We start from the raw sequence: 20674 nt of genomic DNA, 5'->3' as shown, positions 1-20674 counted from the left end.
CAGGCGCGCGCGGCCACAACGACTCGATCAGGTAATCCACATGGCCATCCGCGGTCCCAGACTCGAATTTTCCGTCGGCGCCTTCCTGCTGCTGGCTCTGGCCTCGTTGCTGGTGCTGGCCGTGGCCTCGACCAACCAGCGCTGGAGCTGGGGCAGTGAGGGCTATGACCTGAAGGCGCGCTTCTCCCAGGTCGGCCAGCTGCGCAAGCAGGCGCCGGTGAAGATCGGCGGCGTGACCGTCGGCCAGGTCGCTTCGATCGACCTGGACCCGGTGAAGTTCGAATCCATCGTGACGCTGCGCATGGACAGCAAGGTCAAGGACCTGCCGGCGGACACCTCGGCCGGCATCTTCACCAGTGGTTTGCTCGGCGAGAGCTATATCGGTCTGCAGCCGGGCGGTGACCCGGACGTGCTGAAGGCCGGCGACGAGATCGTCTTCACCCAGCCGGCCGTGGACCTGATCCAGCTGGTCGGCAAGTACATGTTCAGTGGCGGCGCCGGTGGCGGCGCTGCTCAGAAGCCCAACGATGGCGCGCAGGCGCCTGCAACGGAACCGCAACCATGAAAATGAAACTGATCCCGGCCCTGCTCGCCTCGGCGCTGCTGGCAGCCACCCCGTTCCTGGCCCAGGCCCAGGCCGCCGCACCTGCCGCTGCCGCAACGCAGAGCCAGGCCGGCAAGGTGGTGATCGATGCCAGCAGCCGCATCCTGTCCACGCTGCAGCAGCGCAAGAGCGAGTTCACCAGCAACCCGGCCAGCCTGCGCAGCTACATCGACAGCGAACTGACCCGCACCTTCGACCGCGACTACGCCGCGCGCCTGGTGCTGGGCCCGCACGCCCGCGGCGCTTCCGACGCCGACATCAAGCTGTTCGCCGATGCGATGGCCGACAGCCTGATGCAGCGCTACGGCTCGACCCTGCTCAACATCCAGGGCAAGCCAAGCTTCCGCCTGAAGGGTGAAAGCCCGCTGCCGGGCAATCGTGGCGTGCGTGTCAGCACCGAACTGGTGCGCGCCGGCAACGAGCCGACTCCGGTCGAGTACTGGATGCGCAACGTGAACGGCCAGTGGAAGATCTTCGACGTCAACATTGAAGGCATTTCCTACGTGCAGACCTTCCGCAACCAGTTCGATACCCCGCTGCGCCAGAAGGGCATCAAGCAGGTGGCCAGCGAACTGCACAGCGGCAGCATGCAGGCCGGGCCCGCGGGCAATGGCAAGTAACGCACTGGCACTGCTGGAAGGCGACACCCTGCGCCTGCGCGGGGTGCTCGACCGTGCCGCGGTGATCTCGCTGTGGCCGCAGCTGCAGGCCCTGCCGGCAAAGCTGTCACGGCTGGAGCTGGGCGAGGTGGACCGCGTGGACAGCGCCGGCCTGGCGCTGCTGGCCGAGCTGGCCGCACGCGCGCGCAGGAGCGGTCACCCACTGGTCGTCTCGGGCGCGCCGGCCGGCTACAACGAGCTGAGCGCAGCCTACCGGCTGTCGCCCGATCTGGATTTCAACGCTACTTCTGCTGCGAGCTGACATGAACGTCGTACGCACTCTCCCCTTGATCGTCCTGGCCGCCGCGCTGACCGCCTGCGCGGGCAAGCCCGCACGCAGCGATGCACCGGCAGCCAGTACCGTGGTCCCGGCCAGCACCATCGCCGAGGCCTCCGCCCCCACCGCCGATACCGCTACGATTGATGCCGCGCCGGCCGCAGCCGTGGTTGCCGCCCCTGCACCGGCCACGCCACCCTCCGTACCGGCCCGCGGCGCCGACACCGATGCGGCCAGGGCCGCAGCGGCGACCGCCCCCGGTGGTGATGACGACTTCGATGCCCTCTATGGCGGCAGCGGCAACACCGGCAGTGCGGCAGCCTACGACCCATGGGAACCGTTCAACCGCAAGGTGCACAAGTTCAACAACGCGGTCGACCGCGGCATTGCCCGTCCGCTGGCCACGGCCTACACCCACGTAGTGCCGCGCTTCGCCCGCACCGGCGTCAGCAACTTCTTCAGCAACCTGCGGGCACCGGTGACCATCACCAACCAGCTGCTGCAGGGCCGCGGTGCCGATGCCTGGGACAGCCTCGGCCGCTTTCTGATGAACAGCACGCTGGGCATCGGTGGCCTGTTCGATCCGGCCAGCAAGGCGATGGTGCCGCGCCGCAATGAAGACTTCGGCCAGACCCTGGGTGCGTGGGGCTGGCGGCGTTCGCGCTACGTGGAACTGCCGTTCTTCGGCCCGCGCACCGTACGCGATGTATTCGGCCTGGCCGGTGACATTCCGCTGTCGCCGATCCGCCGCATCGAGGAGGACAAGGTCCGCATCGGCCTGCAGGGCCTGCAGCTGGTGGATACCCGCGCGCAGCTGCTGGCGGTCGACGACCTGCGTGACACCGCCGTGGACGAGTACTCGCTGGTCCGCGATGCGTGGATGCAGCGCCGCAACTACCAGATCGAGAACGATCTGCGCAGCAAGCGCGACCGTGGCCACGACGATGCCAATTCGCCGATCCCGGTCGATGCCATGCCGATGCCGAACTGGAGCAACTGATCGCTGCAGCCCGTGCATGAAAAAACCCCGCCTCGGCGGGGTTTTTCTTTTCCGGCAGGTGCCAACCCTGGTCGGCACGCTTTCCTCAGGCCGCCAGCGCGGCCTCGATGGCGTCGCGCAGGCGCGCGTCATCGGCAGCCACGTCCGGGGCGAAGCGGGCGATGACCTTGCCGTCGCGGCCAACCAGGAACTTCTCGAAGTTCCACAGCACCGCCGGTGCCGGGTGGACCGGGATCTCCTTGCTGGTCAGGCGTTCGCGCAGCGGGCCTTCGCCGATCGACTGCGGCTGGGCGGCGGTCAGCTGCTGGTACAGCGGGTGGGTATCGTCACCGGCCACGCTGATCTTGGAGAACATCGGGAAGCTGACGTCGTAGGTAAGCTGGCAGAACTGCTGGATTTCCGCCTCGCTGCCCGGCTCCTGGCCGAGGAAGTTGTTGGCGGGGAAGCCCAGCACTTCCAGGCCCTGCGCGTGCTTTTCCGCATACAGCGCCTGCAGGCCTTCGTACTGCGGGGTCAGGCCGCACTTGGAGGCGACGTTGACCAGCAGCAGTACCTTGCCCTGGTAGTCGGCAAGCGAGGACGGCTGGCCGTCGATGGTGGTGAGGGAAATGTCCTGGATCGGGGTGCTCACGTGGGGCTCCGGCAACAGCGGGAAATGGCCCACCAGCATAGCGCTGTGCGCGCGGTTGTAGAGCCGAGCCCACGCTCGGCTGCTGTGGCATCAGCCGAGCGTGGGCTCGGCTCTACAGGCAGGATTCAATCCACGCAGATCGTGCCCTGCGCCTTGCCGTCATCAATGCGCTGGCGGCAACCGAAGTTCTGGCGCACGTCGCGCTGGCAGGTACCGGTGACGGCACTGCCGGCGGCCACGTCGCCCGTGGCCAGGCACTGGCCGCTGCAGTCGCTCTTGCGGCTGCAGGCCTTGCCGGCGTCGGCATAGGGAATCACGCACTGCTCGCGCTGCAGCCGGCCGAGCCGCTGCAGGGTGCCACCGGCGGCCTGGCAGTCCACGTCGCGCGCTTCGCGGTACGCCTCGTCCGCTTCGGGGGTGCTGGAGGCGGCCTGCGTGGTCGTGTCCACGGTCGTTGGCGTGCTGCTGCAGGCGGCGAGCAGCGCGGTCAGGACAAGGCTGGTGAAGCGGGGCAGGCGCATGGTGGTACCTGGTCGAAGCGGACAGGCCGCCAGCATACCCATCGGCGATGCAGGCGGCGTGTCAGTGTGGCTCAGGCCTCGTCGCCCTCGCCGTCACTGCCTTCCTCCTCGGCCACAGCATCACCCTCGGCCAGGTCGCCGAGCAGCGACTGCGCCTGTTCGGACGCCAGCGACTCCACGCCACGCAGGCGGCGTTCGATGGTACGGGTCTTGCGGCTGGCCTCCCCGATGCTGCGGCCAACGGTAGTGATCTGCTTCTCGGCCTTTTCCAGGATGCCGGCGAACTTCCCGAACTCGCTCTTGACCGCACCCAGCAGGCCCCACACTTCGCTGGATCGCTTTTCAATGGCCAGCGTGCGGAAGCCCATCTGCAGGCTGTTGAGCAACGCGGTGACCGTGGTCGGTCCGGCCACCACCACACGGTGCTCGCGCTGCAGCAGGTCGACGAGGCCCGGGCGCCGGATCACCTCGGCATACAGGCCTTCGGTGGGCAGGAACATCACCGCGAAGTCCGTGGTGTGCGGTGGCACGATGTACTTGTCGCAGATCGACTTGGCCTGCACGCGCACCGCGCGCTCCAGCTGGATGCCCTGCAGGCGCACGCCCTCGGCATCGCCCTGTTCCTGTGCGTCCAGCAGGCGCTCGTAATCCTCGCGCGGGAACTTGGAGTCGATCGGCAGCCACACCGGCGTGTCGTCGCTGCTGCGGCCCGGCAGGCGCACGGCGATATCGACCATCTCGCCACTATCCGGGCGCACCCTCACCGCACGCGCGTACTGCTCCTGGGTGAGTGTCTGCTCGAGGATGTTCTCCAGCTGCACTTCGCCCCAGCTGCCGCGGTTCTTGACGTTGGTCAGCACGCGCTTGAGGTCGCCCACGCCGGTGGCCAGCTGCTGCATCTCGCCGAGGCCACGCTGCACCTGTTCCAGGCGCTCGGAGACCAGCTTGAAGGAGTTGCCCAGCCGCGTTTCCAGCGTCGACTGCAGCTTCTCGTCCACGGTGTGGCGCATCTGCTCCAGCTTCTGGGCGTTGTCGTTCTGCAGCGCGCGCAGCTGTTCCTCCAGCGTGGCACGCATCTCGGCGATGCGCTGCTCGTTGCGCTGGGTCAGTTCCTGCAGGCGCAGGCCCAGACTGTCGGTCAGGCGCTGCTGCGACTGCGCGCCCTCCTCGCGGCCCTTGCGTGCATCGTCCACCAGGGTCTGGCGCAGCGCCCCGAGCTGGGTATCGGTACGCGCAGTGAGCTCCTGCAGCTGCTGGCCAAACGCATGGATGCGTGCCTCCTGCTGCTGGCCGAAGGTCTCCAGCTGGCCGCGCAGTTCCTGCAGCCGCTGCCCCATCAACGCTGCGCCGCGCTGCTGGCTGTCGGCCACTTCAGCGCGGGCTTTGCGGGCATCTTCGCCCAGCGCTTCGCGCAGCAGGTCCAGGCGCTGGTCGGTGCGGGTGGACAGATCGGTCAGCGCGCGGGCGAAGCCATCGAGCTGTTCGCGCAGTTCGCTGCGCCCGGCGCGGGCCTCCTCGCGCACGGCCTGTTCCAGGCGGTCATGCGGCGGACGGCGCAGCAGGGCGACCAGTTGCAGGATGAGCACGGCCAATAGAAGGCCGGCAATGAGCAGGTATTCGGTTTGCATGGGGCAAGTGTAGGCTGGCCGAGTCTCAGCTGCTGCGTCAGGACCATGCCCGCTCTATACGGAAAGCCCACTTCCATCAACGTGCGCAAGGTACTGTGGCTGTGCGCGGGGCTGGATCTGCCCCTGCATCACGAGCCGGTCCCCCCACCTGATCTGCTGGCCACGCTGAACCCCAACCGGCAGGTGCCGGTGCTGCGCGATGGCGACTTCGTACTGTGGGAATCCAACAGCATCTGCCGCTACCTTGCCGCGCGCGCCGGACGCGAGGATCTGCTGCCACGTGCGGCGCAGGACCGCGCGCGGGTGGAGCAGTGGATGGACTGGCAGGCCAGCGACCTCAACAGCGCCTGGCGGCACGTGTTCATGGCGCGCGTACGCCAGCATCCGGACTACCCGGACGATGCCCGTGCCGAGGCCAGCCTGGCGCAGTGGAACCGGCTGATGGGCGTGCTCGACGCGCAGTTGACCGCTACCGATGGCTACGTGGCGGGCAGCACCTTCACCCTCGCCGATATCGTGCTGGGGCTGTCGACCCAACGCTGGCGCAGCACGCCGGGCAGCAAGCCCGCGCTGCCCCACCTCGTCGCATGGTTCGAGCGCCTGCGAGAGCAGCCCGGTTTCGCCGAACACGTCGACAACGGCGTGGCGTGAGCGGTGGCTCCCGCAGCTGTTGGTAGGTGTCGACCCTGGTCGACACGGCTGATCCACGCCATGTGTGGATGAAGCTCCGTAGAGCCGAGCCTATGCTCGGCTGACGCCCACGCGCGAACGGCAGCCGAGCGTGGGCTCGGCTCTACAGGAGCCTTACCAGCCTTCCAGCACGATCTTGCCCTTGGCGCGGTGGCTTTCCAGCAGCGCGTGGGCGCGGCGCAGGTTGGCCGCGTCGATGCGCCCGAAGTGCTCGCCCAGCGTGGTCTGCAGCACGCCGGCATCGATCAGCTCGGCCACCCGGTTCAACAGGTCGTGCTGGCGCTGCATGTCCGCCGTCCGGTACAGCGGGCGGGTGAACATCGATTCCCAGTGCAGTGACAACGCCTTGCGCTTGAGCGCCATCACATCCACCTGGCCCGGGTCATCGATCAGGCCGAACTGGCCCTGTGGCGCCAGCAGCTCCACGATCTGCGCGTAGTGCTGGTCGGAATGGGTCAGGCTGGCCACGTGCTGCACCTCGTTGATGCCCAGCCGCGCCAGGCCCTCGGCCAGTGGCAGGCGGTGGTCGATCACATGGTGGGCGCCCATCGCATACACCCAGTCCTGGGTCTCCGGGCGCGAGGCGGTGCCGATCACGGTCAGCCTGGTGAGCTTCCGCGCCAACTGCACCAGGATCGAGCCGACACCACCGGCAGCGCCGATCACCAGCAGGGTCTGGCCTTCGCCCCCGTCCTCGGGAATGCGCAGGCGGTCGAACAGCAGCTCCCAGGCGGTGATCGCGGTCAGCGGCAGTGCGGCGGCAGCGGCGTCATCGAGGCTGGCCGGCTTGCGGCCGACGCTGCGTTCGTCCACCAACTGGTACTGGGCATTGCTGCCCGGGCGATCAATGACGCCAGCGTAGTAGACCGCATCGCCGGGCTGGAACAGGGTCACCTCGCTGCCCACCGCATCGACGATGCCGACCGCATCCCAGCCCAGCACGCGCGGGCCGTCGGTGGCCACGCCTCGGCGGACCTTGGTGTCGACGGGGTTCACCGCCACCGCGCGCACCGCCACGCGCAGGTCGCGCGGGCCGGGCTGCGGCAACTCCAGTTCGAGGTCGATCAGGGCCTGGGGATCATCGATCGGCAGGCCGGCGTGGGTGTAGGCAATGGCGCGCATGGCAGCGGTCCAGTGGGGAAGGAGGCGACAGGTTGCGCCGCACGCGGTCTCGCAGAAAGGCGCAGAATCGGGCAGCACTTTCACTCTGGCGATGAAGATGATCCGCTTCGACGATCTGCAGCTGTTCGTCCGCACTGCTGCGCTGGGCAGCTTTTCGCAAGCGGCCCGCGAGGCCGACCTGTTGCCGGGGCAGGTCGCCGCGGCAGTGGCGCGGCTGGAACGCGAGCTGGACCTGCGCCTGTTCGTGCGCACCACCCGCAGCCTGCGCCTGACCGGCGAGGGCGCGCTGTACCTGCCCTACGCACAGGACGTGCTGGCCACCCTGCGCGAGGGCCAGGCGCGCGTGCAGGCCGAGGACGCCGAACTGCACGGCACCCTGCAGCTGTCGGCGCCGTCGGACTTGGGCCGCAACCTGCTGCTGCCCTGGCTGGGCGCGTTCCGCGCGGCCCATCCCCGGCTGCGCCTGCACCTGCGCCTGTCCGATGAAGTGGCCGATGTGTTCCGCGACCCGGTCGACGTGGCCATCCGCATCGGCCACTTCGACGACGCCAACTACGTCGCCCTGCCCCTGCTGGAAGGCAATCGGCGCGTACTGGCGGCCTCGCCCGATTACCTGCAGCGACGGGGCACGCCCACGCGCCTGGACGAACTGCGTGAGCACGATTGCCTGGTCTACCAGCTCAGCGGTCGTGCCTACGATCGCTGGTCTTTCGACGTCGATGGGCGTCGTACCGTGGTTGCCGTGCGCGGCCCCCTGGTCTGCGACGACGCCGATGTTGTAAGGCGCTGGGCCGTGGCCGGCGAAGGCATCACCTACAAGTCCTGGCTGGACCTGCGCGAGGACGTGCTGGCCGGGCGCCTGCAGCTGCTGCTGGGCGGTGTCGGCAGCGACATCCCGTTGCAGCTGGTGTGCCCGCACCGCAAGCAGTTCTCACCCGCGGTGCGGCAGCTGCACGCGCAGCTGCGCCAGCACCTGCAACCGCTGCTGTCTGGCATGCCGGTTGGCCCCACCGGCCCCCTGTCCTCCGCCGTGGTGCTGGCCGACAATGGCGGCCCCGCGTAAGAGAGAACACCGCCATGCCGTGGATGGGCATCCAGGACCTGTGGACGTTTCTGGTCGCCGTGCTGGTGTTTCTCGCCCTGCCCGGCCCCGGCACCTTCACCCTGCTGACCGCCACCGGCCGTGGCGGCGTGCGTGGCGGCTACACCGCATTGGCCGGCCTGCTGGTCGGCGACCAGATCCTGATGTGGCTGGCGCTGGCCGGCGTGGCCGCACTGCTCAAGGCCAACCCGCTGGTGTTCCACGCCGTGCAGTACCTGGGTGCGGCCTACCTGGTGTGGGTGGGCATCAGCCTGCTGCGCACGCCCAAGCACGAGGGCGGTGATGCTGGTCCGATCCGCATGCAGCCGGGCCGCTACTTCCAGCAGGCGATCCTGGTCAGCCTGCTCAACCCGAAGGCGATCCTGTTCTACATGGCCTTCCTGCCGCTGTTCATCGATCCGAAGGCGCACCAGGGCATCGCGACCTTCGCGGCCCTGGCCGGCATCATCCTGGTGGTCAGCATCGCCTACTGCTCGATGCTGATCGGCGTGGGCAACCTGGCCCGCCGCCGGTTGATCCAGCACCCGCGGATCAGCGATGCGCTGCGCCGCGTGGCCGGCCTGTTCCTGGTGGGGTTCGGCATCCGGCTGGGGTTGAACGGATGAACGGGCGGCTGCCGCTGCTCGGCCTGGCCCTGCTGTTCGCCGGCACCGCCTCTGGCGCCCCGGCCTGCTTTATGCCGATTCCGGCAGTCTGGTCGCGGTGCAGCGCGCGCGCCGGCAATCATGACCCCCGTCAGTGGTAATGCTGCGCTGCGTTCGGTCACACTCGGGAACTTGTCGTTCTAAGTCACCCCTTCCGAGGCCTGCATGTCCCTGTTCCGGCGCAAGTCCCTAGATTCCGTCACCGTCCACGAAGCCGGCAGGCGCCTGATCCCGACGCTCAGCTGGCCGCACCTGATCGCGCTGGGCATCGGCGCCATCGTCGGTACCGGCATCTACACGCTGATCGGCGTCGGTGCCAACCTGGCTGGCCCGGCCGTGCTGATCTCCTTCGCCATCGCCGGTGCGGTCTGTGCCTGCGCGGCGCTGTCCTACGCCGAGCTGTCGACGATGATGCCCGCCGCCGGCAGTGCCTACACCTACAGCTACAGTGCGCTGGGCGAGGTGTTCGCCTGGGTGGTGGGCTGGAGCCTGATCCTGGAGTACTCGCTGGTGGTGAGTACGGTGGCGGTGGGCTGGTCCGGCTACTTCGTCGGCTTCCTCGAATGGGTCCACACCCAGTTCGGCTGGAACGTGCACCTGCCGGCCTGGCTGGCGGCCGGCCCGCACGTGGAAGGCGGCATGATCAACCTGCCGGCGATCATCATCACCTGGCTGGTGGCCGGCATGCTGATGGCCGGCACCAAGGAAAGCGCCACACTCAACGCCATCCTGGTGGTGTTCAAGCTGATCGCGCTGGCCATCTTCGTGGCCGTGGCCCTGCCCGCGTTCGACAGCGCCAACCTGCAGCCGTTCATGCCGTACGGCTTCGCCAAGTCGATGGGCCCCGACGGCGTCGAGCACGGCGTGATGGCGGCAGCGGCGATCATCTTCTTCGCCTTCTACGGCTTCGATGCGATCTCCACCGCCGCCGAGGAAACCAAGAACCCGGGCCGCGACCTGTCGATCGGCATCATCGGTTCGATGATCGGCTGCACCATCGTCTACGTGCTGGTGGCGCTGGCCGCCGTGGGTGCGATGAGCTACGCGGTGTTCGGCCACAGCGCCGAGCCGCTGGCGCTGATCATGCGCCAGCTGGGCCATCCGACCGCGGCGATGGTGATCGGCGTGATCGCGATCATCGCCCTGCCGACCGTGCTGTTGGCCTTCCTGTACGGCCAGAGCCGCATCTTCTTCGTGATGAGCCGCGACGGCCTGCTGCCGCGTCGCCTGTCCAAGGTGAACGCACGTACCGGCACGCCGGTGGCAACCACGCTGTTCACTGCGGTCGTGGTTTCCGCGCTGGCCGGCGTGGCGCGCCTGGACGAGATTGCCGCACTGGCCAACGCCGGTACCCTGGCCGCGTTCACTGCGGTAGGCATCTGCCTGGTGGTGCTGCGGCTGCGCGAGCCGGACCGCGCGCGCACGTTCCGCACGCCGCTGGCCTTCGTGGTTGGCCCGCTGGCCGCGCTGGGTTGCATCTACCTGTTCATCAGCCTGCCGCACACCACCCAGCTGTACTTCCTGTTGTGGAACGTGGCCGGCCTGGTGCTGTACCTGCTGTACAGCCGACGCAATGCGCTGATCGCGAAATAGACCGATCACCGGTAGTGCCGGCCGCCGGCACCACCGCAGGGCGTTTCAACCGCCCTGCTTTGCGGCGTAGTCCTGCGCCTGGCGCATCACCCGCAGCAGGTTGCCGCCCCAGATGCCGGCGATCTGCTTCTCGGTATAGCCCTTGCGCAGCAGCCACGCGGTGATCTTCGGCAGCTGGCTGACATCGGGCAGGTCACTCAGTCCGCCACCACCATCCCAGTCCAGGCCGATGCCCGCGTGCTCAGGGCCGACCACCGTGAGGATGTGGTCGAAGTGGGCGAAGAAGTCGTCCAGGCTGGCGTGCCGCACCGGGTGCTCGTGGTCCAGTGCCTGTTCGGCCTTCAGCAGGGCAACGCCTTGTTCGATGCCCATGCCTTCCCAGCCGCCCAGCTGCTTGCTCAGCGCTTCCTCGGCCTGTTTGCGCTCGGGCGTCTTCGCGGTGTCGATCAGGTAGCCGCCATAGGCGTTCACCTGGATCACGCCGCCGGCTTTGGCCAGCTTGCGCAGGCGCGCGTCGTCGAGATTGCGCGGGTGGTCGTAGACCGCCTTGGCCGAGCTGTGCGACAGCACGAATGGTACCGGCATCATTGCCAGCAGATCGTCGAACACCGCATCCGATGCATGTGACTGGTCGATCACGATGCCCAGCTTCACCGCCTGCCGCACCAGCTCCTTGCCGGCCGGGCTAAGTCCTTTCCATTCCGCACCCTTGGGATCGGTGGCCGAATCGGCGAACTCGTTGTTGGCAAAGTGCACGGTGCTGAGCAGGCGCAGGCCGGCGCGGTGGTAGAACGAGAGCAGGCTGGGATCGGCCACCAGCGGGCTGGCGTTTTCCATGCTGATGTAGACCACACGCTTGCCGGCCGCCTTGATCCGCGCCGCGTCGTCGGCGGTCAGTGCCAGCGCGAACCGCTCGGGGTTGGCGGCCAGCATCTCGCGTATTTCCAGCAACCGCTGCAACCCGTGGTCACGTTCGGCCAGGTGAGCGGCGGGGCTGCGGTCGCCCTGGTCGGTGTAGATCGCCCAGAACCCGCCGTCCAGCGCGCCTTCGACCATGCGCGGGTAGTCCACCTGCGAGAGTGCGTTGCGGTCGTGGCGCTGTTCGATGTCGAAGCCGGTGCGGCTGAAATTGGCCGGCGTATCCAGATGGCTGTCGAGGGTGACCAGGCGCTGCTGCAGGGCCTTGGCGCGGGCCAGCTCCTGCGTGCTGAACTCGATGGCCTGGGCGGACAGTGGCGCGCACAGCGCCACGGCAAGCACGAAGGACAGGTGGCGCAACGATGGCATGGGCTCTCACCGGTGTTGGGAAGAGCCCGACGATAGCGCTGTGGCCCGCCGTTTTGTAGCGCCGGGCATGGGCTCGGCTGCCAGACAGATCAGCCGAGCGTGGGCTCGGCTCTACAGAGATCGGCAGTCACGCGGTCAATCCACCACGCGGCAGAACACGGCCTTGAGGTAACGCGATTCCTGCACGTGGGCCATGAACGGATGGTCCGGGCCGGCGCCGGCGACCTTCAGGATCTGGATCGTGCGGCCGGAGAAATAGGCCGCGCGGCGCAGCATGTCGAGGAACTGGTCCTCGGCCACCAGGCCGGTGCAGGAAAACGTGGCGAACAGGCCGCCCGGCTTCACCACGCCAAGCGCCAGCTTGTTCATGTCCAGGTACTTCTTCAGTGCGGTGATGACCTGGTCGCGGTCGCGGGTCATCTTCGCCGGGTCCAGGATCACCACGTCGTACTGCTCACCGCGGTTGGCGGCGTCGCGCAGCCACGGGAAGATATCGGACTGGATGAACTTCGGGCGCACGTTGTTCAGGCGCGAATTGCCCTTGGCGATCTGGATGACGTCCTCATCAATATCGATGCCGACCACTTCCGAGGCGCCACGCGCTGCTGCGTACACGGCGAAGCCACCGGTGTTGCAGCACAGGTCCAGAACGCTCTTGCCTTCCACCTGCTGGCTCAGCCACTCGCGGTTCTCGCGCTGGTCGGCGAAGAAGCCGGTCTTGTGTGCACCGGCCGGGTCGGCGCGGAACTTGATGCCGTACTCGGTGATCACCGCCGCTTCGGTGGTGGTGTTGCCGTGGAAGTCGAAGCTCTCCTGCTTCTGCACGTGTTCGTCGGCGAAGCTGTGGAAACGGCAGCCCGGGAACTGCTCGCGCAGGGCGTCGTAGATCCATTCGCGGTGGCGGAACATGCCGGCGGCGAAGAACTCGACCACCACCAGGTCGCCGTAGCGATCCACCACCAGGCCGGACAGGCCGTCGCCTTCGCTGTGCACCACGCGCCAGGCGTCGGAGACCGCGTCGAGCTTCAGCACCTCACGGCGCAGCGACACCGCCTGGGCGATCTTGCGCGAGAACCAGCCGGCATCGACCGGCACGTTCTGGTCGGTCTCAAGGATGCGCACGGCAATGCGCGAGTGCCCGTTGTAGAACCCGCGGCCAATGAACTCGCCATCGATGCCGACCACGTCGACGATGGAACCGGGCTTGGGCCGGACGGTCGGCTTCTCGACCAGTTTCTGGAAGATCCACGGGTGGCTGGAACGCCACGCATTCTTGAGGCGGACAATAGGAAGGGGGATATTCATCCGGTCATTGTAGCCGGGGGGCACCGGGGGCCGGAAATCCAGGGCCCGGCGCGGCATTTGACGGCGGCCCGGCCAGGCCGCAGAATCGGCAGCAGAAGGGGAGTAGCTCCCAGACGTTGTCGCCGTCATTTCGAGCCCGCAGGCTCCGGTGCAACGGCAGTTCCAGCCGACTGGAACTGCGAGCGAGACCTTCGCCGTACTGGCGAAGCTCTGTCCCTGGATCCCCCTCCCGATCCTCCGTTGCAGATCCTCGCCGTCCGGCCTGGCATTCATCTTTCCAACGGACATTCCCAATGCAGACGATCGGTAACGTGTGGTTGTGGGGCGGCTTCGCAGCGGTGGTGGTCATCGCCCTGCTGGTCGACCTCGTGTTGATGCGCCATGGTGGACCGCACAAGGTCACCTTCAAGGAGGCCCTGTGGTGGTCCATCGGCTGGGTCGCGCTGGCCCTGCTGTTCAATGCCGGCCTCTGGTACTACCTGAATGAGACCGCCGGCCAGGTGGTAGCGAACAAGGTCGGCCTCGAATTCCTGACCGGCTACCTGGTCGAGAAGGCGCTCGCGGTCGACAACATCTTCGTGTTCCTGATGATCATGAGCTACTTCGCGGTGCCGGATGAGCAGCGCCAGAAGGTGCTGATCATCGGCATCCTGGGTGCGATCGTGCTGCGCACGATCATGATCTTCGCCGGCAGCGTGCTGATCAGCCAGTTCCATTGGCTGCTCTACGTATTCGGTGCTTTCCTGCTCTTCACCGGTTGGAAGATGTGGTTTGCCGCCGGCCAGGAGCCGGACCTGGAGACCAACCCGGCCCTGCGCTGGATGCGCAAGCACCTGCGCCTGCTGCCCGACTACGCCGGCAACGCGCTGAGCGTGAAGCGCGACGGCGTGCGCTGGTTCACCCCGCTGTTCGCGGTGCTGATCCTGATCGCGGTCACCGACGTGATCTTCGCGGTGGACAGCATCCCGGCGATCTTCGCGATCACCACCGACCCGTTCATCGTGCTCACCTCCAACGTGTTCGCGGTGCTGGGCCTGCGCGCGATGTTCTTCCTGCTGGCCGGCATGGCCGACCGCTTCCACCTGCTGCCGTATGGCCTGGCGCTGGTGCTGGGCTTCATCGGCATCAAGATGATGATCATCGACCTGTTCAAGATCCCGACCCCGGTGTCGCTGGGCGTGGTCGCGGTCATCATCGCCGCCACCGTGGTACTGAGCCTGAAGTACCCGCCGAAGGAAGGCTCCGGCCACGCCTGATCATGGCCGGCCGGCGGGATTGTCCCGCCGGCCGCACCCACTCTCCCGCAGCGGTGGCCTTGGTTTCGCGCCAGTCACCGCCATTGCTGAGGTATGGACAACAACGCGCCCCTGCCCGCCGGCGACGTGCCGGCCCCTCGCGATGACCGCTCGCGCATCCTGCGGGCGTTCAATCTCAGCCTTGCCGCTGTGCTGGTGCTGGTGGCCGTGTTCGCCCTGCAGGGCACCTTCGACTGGCGGCCGTGGGCGGTCGCACCGCTGGAAGCCAAGGGCCTGCTTGGCCTGATCGGTGGGCCGATGCTGCATGCCTCGGTCGAGCATATCGCCGCCAACAGCATCGCGATCCTGATCCTGGGCACGCTGGCTGGAAGTGTCTACCCGAAAGCAACCGTACGCGCCCTGCCCCTGCTGTGGCTGGGCTCGGGCATCGGCGCGTGGATGCTGGGCAATCCGGGCAGCGTGCACCTGGGCGCCAGCGGCGTGACCCACGGCCTGATGTTCCTGCTGGCCAGCCTGGGCCTGCTGCGCCGCGACCGCACCGCCATCGCCACCGGCCTGATCGGCATGCTGTTCTACGGCGGCATGCTGATGACCATCCTGCCACACGCCGATGGCGTGTCCTGGCAGTCGCACATGGGCGGCGCCTTCGCCGGCATCATCGCCGCGCTGCTGTTCCGCAACGCCGACCCGCTGCCGCCGCGCCCGCGCTACAGCTGGGAAGACGAAGAAGACGAGGCAGAACCGCTGGCCGACGACGAGCTGGAGCCGCCGTCGCCACAGCGCGTGCCGGTGCTGTGGCAGCCGCGCGAGGGCCAGGACTACGTGGTGATTCCGTTCCGCCGGCCGGACGAACCGCGCGGTTGAGAGGTGGGGTAGTGCCGGCCGGTGGCCGGCAACCCGGGAATTCCCACCGAAGGTTCATGAGGTTGCCGGCCAGCGGCCGGCACTACCGGGAGAATCAGTTCCCCGCCGCGCCCATGCCATCCACCGCCTGCCGGCCCAGCGCCGGATCATCGGTGAAGAACGCATCGATGCCGGTCGCCAGATAGGCGTGCATCTCGGCAATCGAACCTTCGGGATTGCGCGCGGTGTCGGCGCCCTTGCGCAGGTTGCTGGCCTGGAAGTGGTTCTCCGGACGGAAGGTGTACGGAATCACCATCAGCCCCACTGCATGTGCGTCCTGTACCAGCGTGGTCGGAGTGCTCAGCGCGCCGTTGGCGTCCAGCGGAATGATCGAGCGCAGTTCCGGGCCGATGCTGTCGGCGTAGCTGGCGATGTCCTTCAGTCCTGCCGGGGCCATCATCTGCGCGTAGGTAAGCTTGCCACCGGCCTTGGCGATGTCGGCCGGCTGGGTGTCGCCCTTCCACAGCAGCTGCAGCAGGCGGATGTTGCTGCCGCGCGGGATCTTGCCGCGCAGGTAGCGCAGGTTGGCGGTCTCGAACGACTGGATGGTGACCGGGCCGACGTTGGTATAGGCGTTGCCGCGCAGCGCGGCCAGCAGCTTGTCTTCCATCGGCAGGCCGATCGACTGGAAGTAGGTCGGGTGCTTGATCTCCGGCACCAGGCCGATGCCACGGTTGGCACGCCCGGCCTGCTGAACCAGGAAGGCCAGGATCTCGTCCAGGCTGGCGATGCGGAACTGCCCGTCATAGGCGGAGCTGCGCAGCTCCGGCAGGCGCTCGCGTGCGTACAGGGTCTTCAGCTCGGCCAGGGTGAAGTCTTCGGTGAACCAGCCGTCGACCTTCTGCCCGTCGATGACCTTGCTGGTGCGGCGGCTGGCGAACTCCGGATGCGAGGCCACATCAGTGGTGCCGCTGATCTCGTTCTCGTGGCGAGCCACCATCACTCCATCCCTGGTCATGACCAGGTCCGGTTCGATGTAGTCGGCGCCATCGGCGATGGCCTGGGCATAGGCGGCCAGGGTGTGCTCGGGCAGCAACGCGCTTGCCCCGCGATGGCCATAGACCGACACCTTGGGCGCGGCCGGGGTGGAGGATTCAGCACTCATGGCCACCGATGGTGCCACGGCCAGCGACAACAGCAACGCACAACCCCACGACTTCACTGCGACTTCCCCAAGCGGTATGTGATGGGCGTCAGTATGCGGCGGCAATGTGACAGGTGGGGGAAGCCTGCACCTGTAGAGCCGAGCCCATGCTCGGCTGACGGGTAGAGCAGCCGAGCATGGGCTCGGCTCTACAGTTACTTGCCGATGCAGAAACTGGAGAAGATCCTTCCCAGCAGATCATCCGCACTCATCTGCCCGGTGATCTCGCCCAGCGCGTCATGCGCCAGCCGCAGCTCTTCGGCGGCCAGTTCCAGGTGCTCCTGCGCCAGCTCGCCATCGGCGCGCTGCGCGTGCTCCTGCGCACGCTCGATTGCATCCACATGCCGCGTGCGCGCGGAGAACTCGCCATCCGCCTGCTCCCCTGCCCCGGCCGAAGCGATCAAACGCAGGCGCGCGTGCAGATCCTCCAGGCCGGCACCGGTCGCAGCCGAGACGAACACACGGTCCGGGTCGTCCAGCATCGGCAGCGCATCCAGCAGGTCCGACTTGTTGTGGATGTAGACCTTGTGCGGCACCGCCGCCACGGCCTCGCCCAGCGCCGCTTCGCCGGCCGCCGGATCGCGCGCATCCAGCACGATCAGCGCCAGGTCGGTGCGCTCGATTTCCACGTGGGCGCGGCGCATGCCTTCGCGTTCGATGGCGTCACCGCCGTCGCGCAGGCCGGCGGTGTCGACCAGGGTCAGCTCCAGGCCGTCCAGGCGGATGGTCTCGCGCAGGGTGTCGCGGGTGGTACCGGCGATGTCGGTGACGATGGCGCGTTCGCTGCCGGCCAGCGCGTTGAGCAATGAGCTCTTGCCGGCGTTCGGCGGACCGATCAGCACCGCATGCAGGCCATCGCGCAGGCGACGGCCGCGTTCGGCATCGCGGCGCAGCAGGGCCAGATCGCTGCGCGCCTGTTCCAGCCCACACCGCACCTGCGCGCCACCGAGCGTATCCAGCGGTTCGTCAGCGAAGTCGATGGCCGCTTCCACGTGGATGCGCAGCAGCACCAGCTGCTCGACCACGGCGTCGATGCGGCGCGAGAACACGCCATCCAGCGAGCGACGTGCCGCGCGCGCGGCGCGGTTGTCGCCCGCGGCGATCAGGTCGGCGATGGCCTCGGCCTGGGCCAGGTCGAGCTTGCCGTTGAGGAATGCCCGTTCACTGAACTCACCCGGCCGCGCCTGGCGCGCGCCGAGCGCGATGCAGCGCGCGACCAGCTGCTGCAGCAGCACCGGGCTGCCGTGGCCCTGCAGTTCCACCACTTCCTCGCCGGTGAAGCTGTTCGGTGCCGGGAACCACAGCACGATGCCATCGTCGATGACCTCGCCTTCGGCATCACGCAGGCGCGCGTAGTGCGCGTGGCGCGGACGCAGTGCAGGTGCACCCAGTGCATTGGCGATGGCCGCAGCACGCGGGCCGGACAGGCGCAGCAGGCCGACACCGCCGGCGCCAGGGGCACTGGCGATGGCGACGATGGTGTCGGTGCGGATCGCGTCGTTCATGGCTCAGAGCTTCTCCAGCTGTGCGCGCGCCTGTGCCGCGCCACTGCCCTGCGGCTGCAAGGCTAGGTAGGTGGTGTAGGCCTGCTTGGCCTTGGCCTTGTCGCCGGCGTTGAAGTAGGCATCACCCAGGTTGAGATAGGCCACTGCACGCGAGGGGTCGATCTTCAGCGTGTTCTCCAGCCAGCGCGCCGCTTCGGCATAGCGCTGCTGGCGGTAGTAGACGAAGCCGAGGTTGTTGGCGGCCTGGGCGAAGTCCGGACGCAGCTTCAGTGCCTCGGTGAACTGCGCCACCGCCTCGTCGTACTGCTTCTCGCGGTACAGCTGCAGGCCGCGGTCATTGGCCTGCTGCGCGCGCTGGCGATCCGACGCCGGGCCCGCAGTGGGCACCACCAGCTTGGCCTTGCCGCCCTGCAGGTCGGCCACCGTCACCGGCGCCTGGCTGCCCTTGGCTTCGCTGGCGGCTTCAACCTTGTTGTTCAGTGCGATCGCATCGGCGGTCAACTGGCGCGTATCGGCATTGAGGAACTCCTGGCTGTCCGGCACCTGGAACACGAACTCGCCGCCCTGCGAACCGGGCAGGCTGCCGAAGGCCGGGGTCTGGTGTGAAACGGCTGAGACGGCCGGCGCCACGTAGGCGGCCAGTTCGGTACCGGTGATCAGCCCATCGCCGTTGAGGTCGCCCTTGCCGGCCAATGCCTGCAGCAGCACCCAGGTGAACACCGAGTGGCCGTTCGGACCGGCGTCGGCCACCTGCTGGTCGGCACCGCCGGCGGTCAGCATCTGCCGCGCGCTGCGCCGCGCGTTCTCGCGCAGGAACGACGACGACGATGGACCGCCACGGGTGAGGCCCAGGCCGCTGTAGCAGGCATCCATCACGAACATCACGTGCTTGGCCTGCATGCTCTCGGCGATGTTCTGGATGTCGGTCATCGCGATGGCGTCGGTAGCGAATTCCTTCGGGTCCGAATCGACCGGGATGATGTAGCCGAGGTCGCGCCCGGAGGCGAGCTGGCGGGTCGCGCCATGGCCGGCGAAGAACACGAACACGCGATCGTTCTTGCCAGTGCGGTCATCGGCCAGGCGGTCGTGGAAGGCAGCCAGGATGTTGTTGCGCGTGGCCTGCTCGTTCTTCAGCACGATCACCTGCGAGGACGGGAAGCCGAACTGCCCGGTCAGGGTATCGGCCACCGCCTGCGCATCGTGGCTGGCGTACTCCAGCTTCGGCCACTTGGCGTAGTTGTCGATGCCGACCACGATTGCCCAGGACTTCTCGTAGCCGGTGGTGACGGTGGCGGCACCGGTATCGCCCTTGCGCGCCCGGGCGACCGTGAAGTCGCGGCCGTTCCAGCCAGCGAACTGGTAGCCATCGGCGATCAGCCGGTCGAGGATCTGCGGCAGCGCCTTCACCGCACGATCGTGAATGTCGTGGAACAGGATGATGCCGCGCTGTTCCTTGTTCACCTGGTCGAGCACGCGCTGGACGATCGATTCCGGCACCGGGTCGGCCCAGTCCATCGAGTCGATGTTCCACATGATCGACTTCAGCCCGGCCTCGTTGAGCAGCTGCAGGCCTTCGGCATTGCGTGCGCCATAGGGGAAGCGGAACAGCGGCGCGCGCTTGCTGTTGACATCCTTCAGCAGCGTGTCGGTGTCCAGCACCTGCTGGCGCAGCGCGTCACCGGTGGTGCGCGACAGCTGGGCGTGGGTCAGGCTGTGGTTGCCGACCGCATAGCCCTCTTCCATCAGGTTGCGGCTGATCCTGGCCATCGGGCCGAGGCTGACCTTGCCGTCGGCCTCGACCTTGCCCAGGTTGCGGCCCACTTCGAAGAACACGCCCGGCACGTCGTAGCGCTTGAGGATGGCCACCACTTCATCGGTGTAGGCCTTGTGCGGGCCATCGTCGAAGGTGAGCACAACGGTCTTGGCCGGCAGGTCGCGGCCGAAGATCTCGCGGTCGCTGTCCTTCATCGACATCGGGTACGGCTCGATCACGCCATAGTCGCGCAGGATCGCTTCGCGGCTGTAGTCCTTGTGCAGGTGGGCGATGTAGTCGTCCCACTTCTCACGCTTCAGTTCGATGGCGCGGGTGCGCTCGAAACGGCTGAAGATGCGGGTCAGTTCCTGGTTGTAGTTGCGCTCGATCTCATCAAGCGCCTCCAGGTCTTCACCGATGCGCTGGTGCAGCTTCACTGCCGGCAGCGACGAATCGGTGCCGACCCGTTCATGCAGGTCACGCAGCACTTCGCGGAAGGCCAGGCGGTCGGCGTCGAACAGTTCCGGCGCCGACTCGATGTAGTCCAGCACGGTGCCGAGGGTGGCGAAGCGCTGCGGACTGGAGCCGCGCAGCAGGGTGTCGAACTGCGCGGCGATGGCCGTGCGCTGTTCCAGGCCATCGTGGAACAGCTGCTGGCCCACGCGCGTGGAGGTGCCGCGGTCGGCGGCCGACTGCTGTTCCTCGTCGGCCAGCAGCACGATGATGCGGCGGTAGCCGTCGAGCTGCTTCTGCAGCGCGGCCAGCAACGGTGCAGCCGCGGGATCGGCGGCGGCCGCGGCCTGCGCGCTGGGCTGGGTGACGGTGGTCGCCGGCGCCTTCGCGTCCTTGTCGCCACAGCCGGCAACGACCAGGGTCAACAACAGCGACGGCAGGAACAGGCGGAACGACGACGCACGCTGCATGGTGGACTCGAAGGTGGGAGGAACGGTGTGCCGGCGATTCTAACGCCGCATGCGAAAAGCCCGCCTTGCGGCGGGCTTCTCATCGACCGGGGCGGTAGTAGAGTCGACTGTTAGTCGACTGCTCGTC

19 protein-coding genes are annotated in these 20674 nt (G+C 67.6%); 10 read left to right on the top strand and 9 right to left on the bottom strand.

Annotated elements, in window-relative coordinates; translation table 11 throughout:
- Positions 1-40: 40 nt before the first annotated feature.
- Genes mlaD through N5C25_RS08270 form a run of 4 tightly spaced genes read left to right on the top strand, consistent with a single transcriptional unit; the run spans position 41 to position 2540 of the window.
- Positions 41-565 carry an outer membrane lipid asymmetry maintenance protein MlaD gene (mlaD, locus tag N5C25_RS08285; protein ID WP_058983117.1) on the top strand — a complete coding sequence of 175 codons (525 nt, stop codon included), beginning with the start codon at positions 41-43 and terminating at the stop codon, positions 563-565.
- Complete coding sequence (locus N5C25_RS08280; RefSeq protein ID WP_021203288.1) at positions 562-1224, top strand: ABC transporter substrate-binding protein; 663 nt, start codon at positions 562-564, stop codon at positions 1222-1224. Before mlaD ends, N5C25_RS08280 begins: the two co-directional genes overlap by 4 nt.
- Positions 1214-1525 (top strand): STAS domain-containing protein, encoded by a 312-nt coding sequence (locus N5C25_RS08275; RefSeq protein WP_021203287.1) that lies wholly within the window; start codon positions 1214-1216, stop codon positions 1523-1525. Before N5C25_RS08280 ends, N5C25_RS08275 begins: the two co-directional genes overlap by 11 nt.
- Position 1526: 1 nt before the next feature.
- On the top strand, positions 1527-2540 hold the full coding sequence (locus N5C25_RS08270; protein ID WP_251103020.1) for a VacJ family lipoprotein: 1014 nt from the start codon (positions 1527-1529) through the stop codon (positions 2538-2540).
- Positions 2541-2625: 85 nt separating this feature from the next.
- Here N5C25_RS08270 and N5C25_RS08265 read toward each other — a convergent pair whose 3' ends face one another.
- The 3 genes from N5C25_RS08265 to rmuC all read right to left on the bottom strand — a co-directional run bounded on the left by N5C25_RS08265 (position 2626) and on the right by rmuC (position 5320).
- Positions 2626-3171, bottom strand: a complete 546-nt coding sequence (locus tag N5C25_RS08265) for a glutathione peroxidase (RefSeq protein ID WP_251103019.1) — start codon at positions 3169-3171, stop codon at positions 2626-2628.
- 125 nt (positions 3172-3296) lie between these two features.
- Positions 3297-3692 (bottom strand): hypothetical protein, encoded by a 396-nt coding sequence (locus N5C25_RS08260; RefSeq protein ID WP_019658780.1) that lies wholly within the window; start codon positions 3690-3692, stop codon positions 3297-3299.
- 71 nt (positions 3693-3763) lie between these two features.
- Positions 3764-5320: a DNA recombination protein RmuC gene (rmuC, locus tag N5C25_RS08255; RefSeq protein WP_019658781.1), complete on the bottom strand. Its 1557-nt coding sequence runs from the start codon at positions 5318-5320 to the stop codon at positions 3764-3766.
- 45 nt (positions 5321-5365) lie between these two features.
- Between rmuC and N5C25_RS08250 the strand changes: the two genes are divergently transcribed.
- Positions 5366-5971, top strand: coding sequence for a glutathione S-transferase family protein (locus N5C25_RS08250; RefSeq protein ID WP_279936760.1), 606 nt, complete (start codon positions 5366-5368; stop codon positions 5969-5971).
- Positions 5972-6124: 153 nt separating this feature from the next.
- On the opposite strand, the gene N5C25_RS08245 is transcribed toward N5C25_RS08250, so the two are convergent.
- Positions 6125-7132, bottom strand: coding sequence for a zinc-binding alcohol dehydrogenase family protein (locus tag N5C25_RS08245; RefSeq protein ID WP_279936759.1), 1008 nt, complete (start codon positions 7130-7132; stop codon positions 6125-6127).
- A 91-nt stretch (positions 7133-7223) separates the two neighbouring features.
- Between N5C25_RS08245 and N5C25_RS08240 the strand changes: the two genes are divergently transcribed.
- The 3 genes from N5C25_RS08240 to N5C25_RS08230 all read left to right on the top strand — a co-directional run bounded on the left by N5C25_RS08240 (position 7224) and on the right by N5C25_RS08230 (position 10471).
- A complete protein-coding gene (locus tag N5C25_RS08240; protein WP_058983128.1) occupies positions 7224-8195 on the top strand; it encodes a LysR family transcriptional regulator in 972 nt (323 codons plus the stop codon).
- A 14-nt stretch (positions 8196-8209) separates the two neighbouring features.
- Positions 8210-8839: a leucine efflux protein LeuE gene (leuE, locus tag N5C25_RS08235; RefSeq protein ID WP_005411716.1), complete on the top strand. Its 630-nt coding sequence runs from the start codon at positions 8210-8212 to the stop codon at positions 8837-8839.
- A gap of 204 nt (positions 8840-9043) precedes the next feature.
- Positions 9044-10471 carry an amino acid permease gene (locus tag N5C25_RS08230; protein WP_058983133.1) on the top strand — a complete coding sequence of 476 codons (1428 nt, stop codon included), beginning with the start codon at positions 9044-9046 and terminating at the stop codon, positions 10469-10471.
- A 45-nt stretch (positions 10472-10516) separates the two neighbouring features.
- Here the strand turns inward: N5C25_RS08230 and N5C25_RS08225 are convergent, their stop codons facing one another.
- Entirely contained in the window at positions 10517-11758 is a 1242-nt protein-coding gene (locus N5C25_RS08225; RefSeq protein WP_279936758.1) for a dipeptidase, read from the bottom strand.
- A gap of 135 nt (positions 11759-11893) precedes the next feature.
- Positions 11894-13063, bottom strand: coding sequence for a class I SAM-dependent rRNA methyltransferase (locus N5C25_RS08220; protein ID WP_279936757.1), 1170 nt, complete (start codon positions 13061-13063; stop codon positions 11894-11896).
- A 293-nt stretch (positions 13064-13356) separates the two neighbouring features.
- Here N5C25_RS08220 and N5C25_RS08215 point away from each other — a divergent pair, with 293 nt between their 5' ends.
- Both N5C25_RS08215 and N5C25_RS08210 read left to right on the top strand, forming a co-directional pair.
- Entirely contained in the window at positions 13357-14319 is a 963-nt protein-coding gene (locus N5C25_RS08215; protein WP_019658790.1) for a TerC family protein, read from the top strand.
- A 93-nt stretch (positions 14320-14412) separates the two neighbouring features.
- A complete protein-coding gene (locus tag N5C25_RS08210; protein ID WP_021203280.1) occupies positions 14413-15183 on the top strand; it encodes a rhomboid family intramembrane serine protease in 771 nt (256 codons plus the stop codon).
- Between the two features lie 94 nt (positions 15184-15277).
- Here the strand turns inward: N5C25_RS08210 and N5C25_RS08205 are convergent, their stop codons facing one another.
- From N5C25_RS08205 to N5C25_RS08195, 3 genes are all read right to left on the bottom strand, one after another.
- Positions 15278-16384, bottom strand: a complete 1107-nt coding sequence (locus N5C25_RS08205; protein WP_279936756.1) for a glycerophosphodiester phosphodiesterase — start codon at positions 16382-16384, stop codon at positions 15278-15280.
- A gap of 137 nt (positions 16385-16521) precedes the next feature.
- Complete coding sequence (mnmE, locus tag N5C25_RS08200) at positions 16522-17871, bottom strand: tRNA uridine-5-carboxymethylaminomethyl(34) synthesis GTPase MnmE (RefSeq protein WP_058983141.1); 1350 nt, start codon at positions 17869-17871, stop codon at positions 16522-16524.
- 3 nt (positions 17872-17874) lie between these two features.
- Positions 17875-20547: a polysaccharide deacetylase family protein gene (locus N5C25_RS08195; RefSeq protein WP_088435816.1), complete on the bottom strand. Its 2673-nt coding sequence runs from the start codon at positions 20545-20547 to the stop codon at positions 17875-17877.
- Between the last annotated feature and the right edge of the window lie 127 nt (positions 20548-20674).

The organism is Stenotrophomonas sp. GD03958 (genome assembly GCF_029839005.1).
GTDB lineage: Bacteria > Pseudomonadota > Gammaproteobacteria > Xanthomonadales > Xanthomonadaceae > Stenotrophomonas > Stenotrophomonas hibiscicola.
Note: the sequence above shows the minus strand (reverse complement) of the source record. Positions and strands in the feature narration are given on the sequence as shown.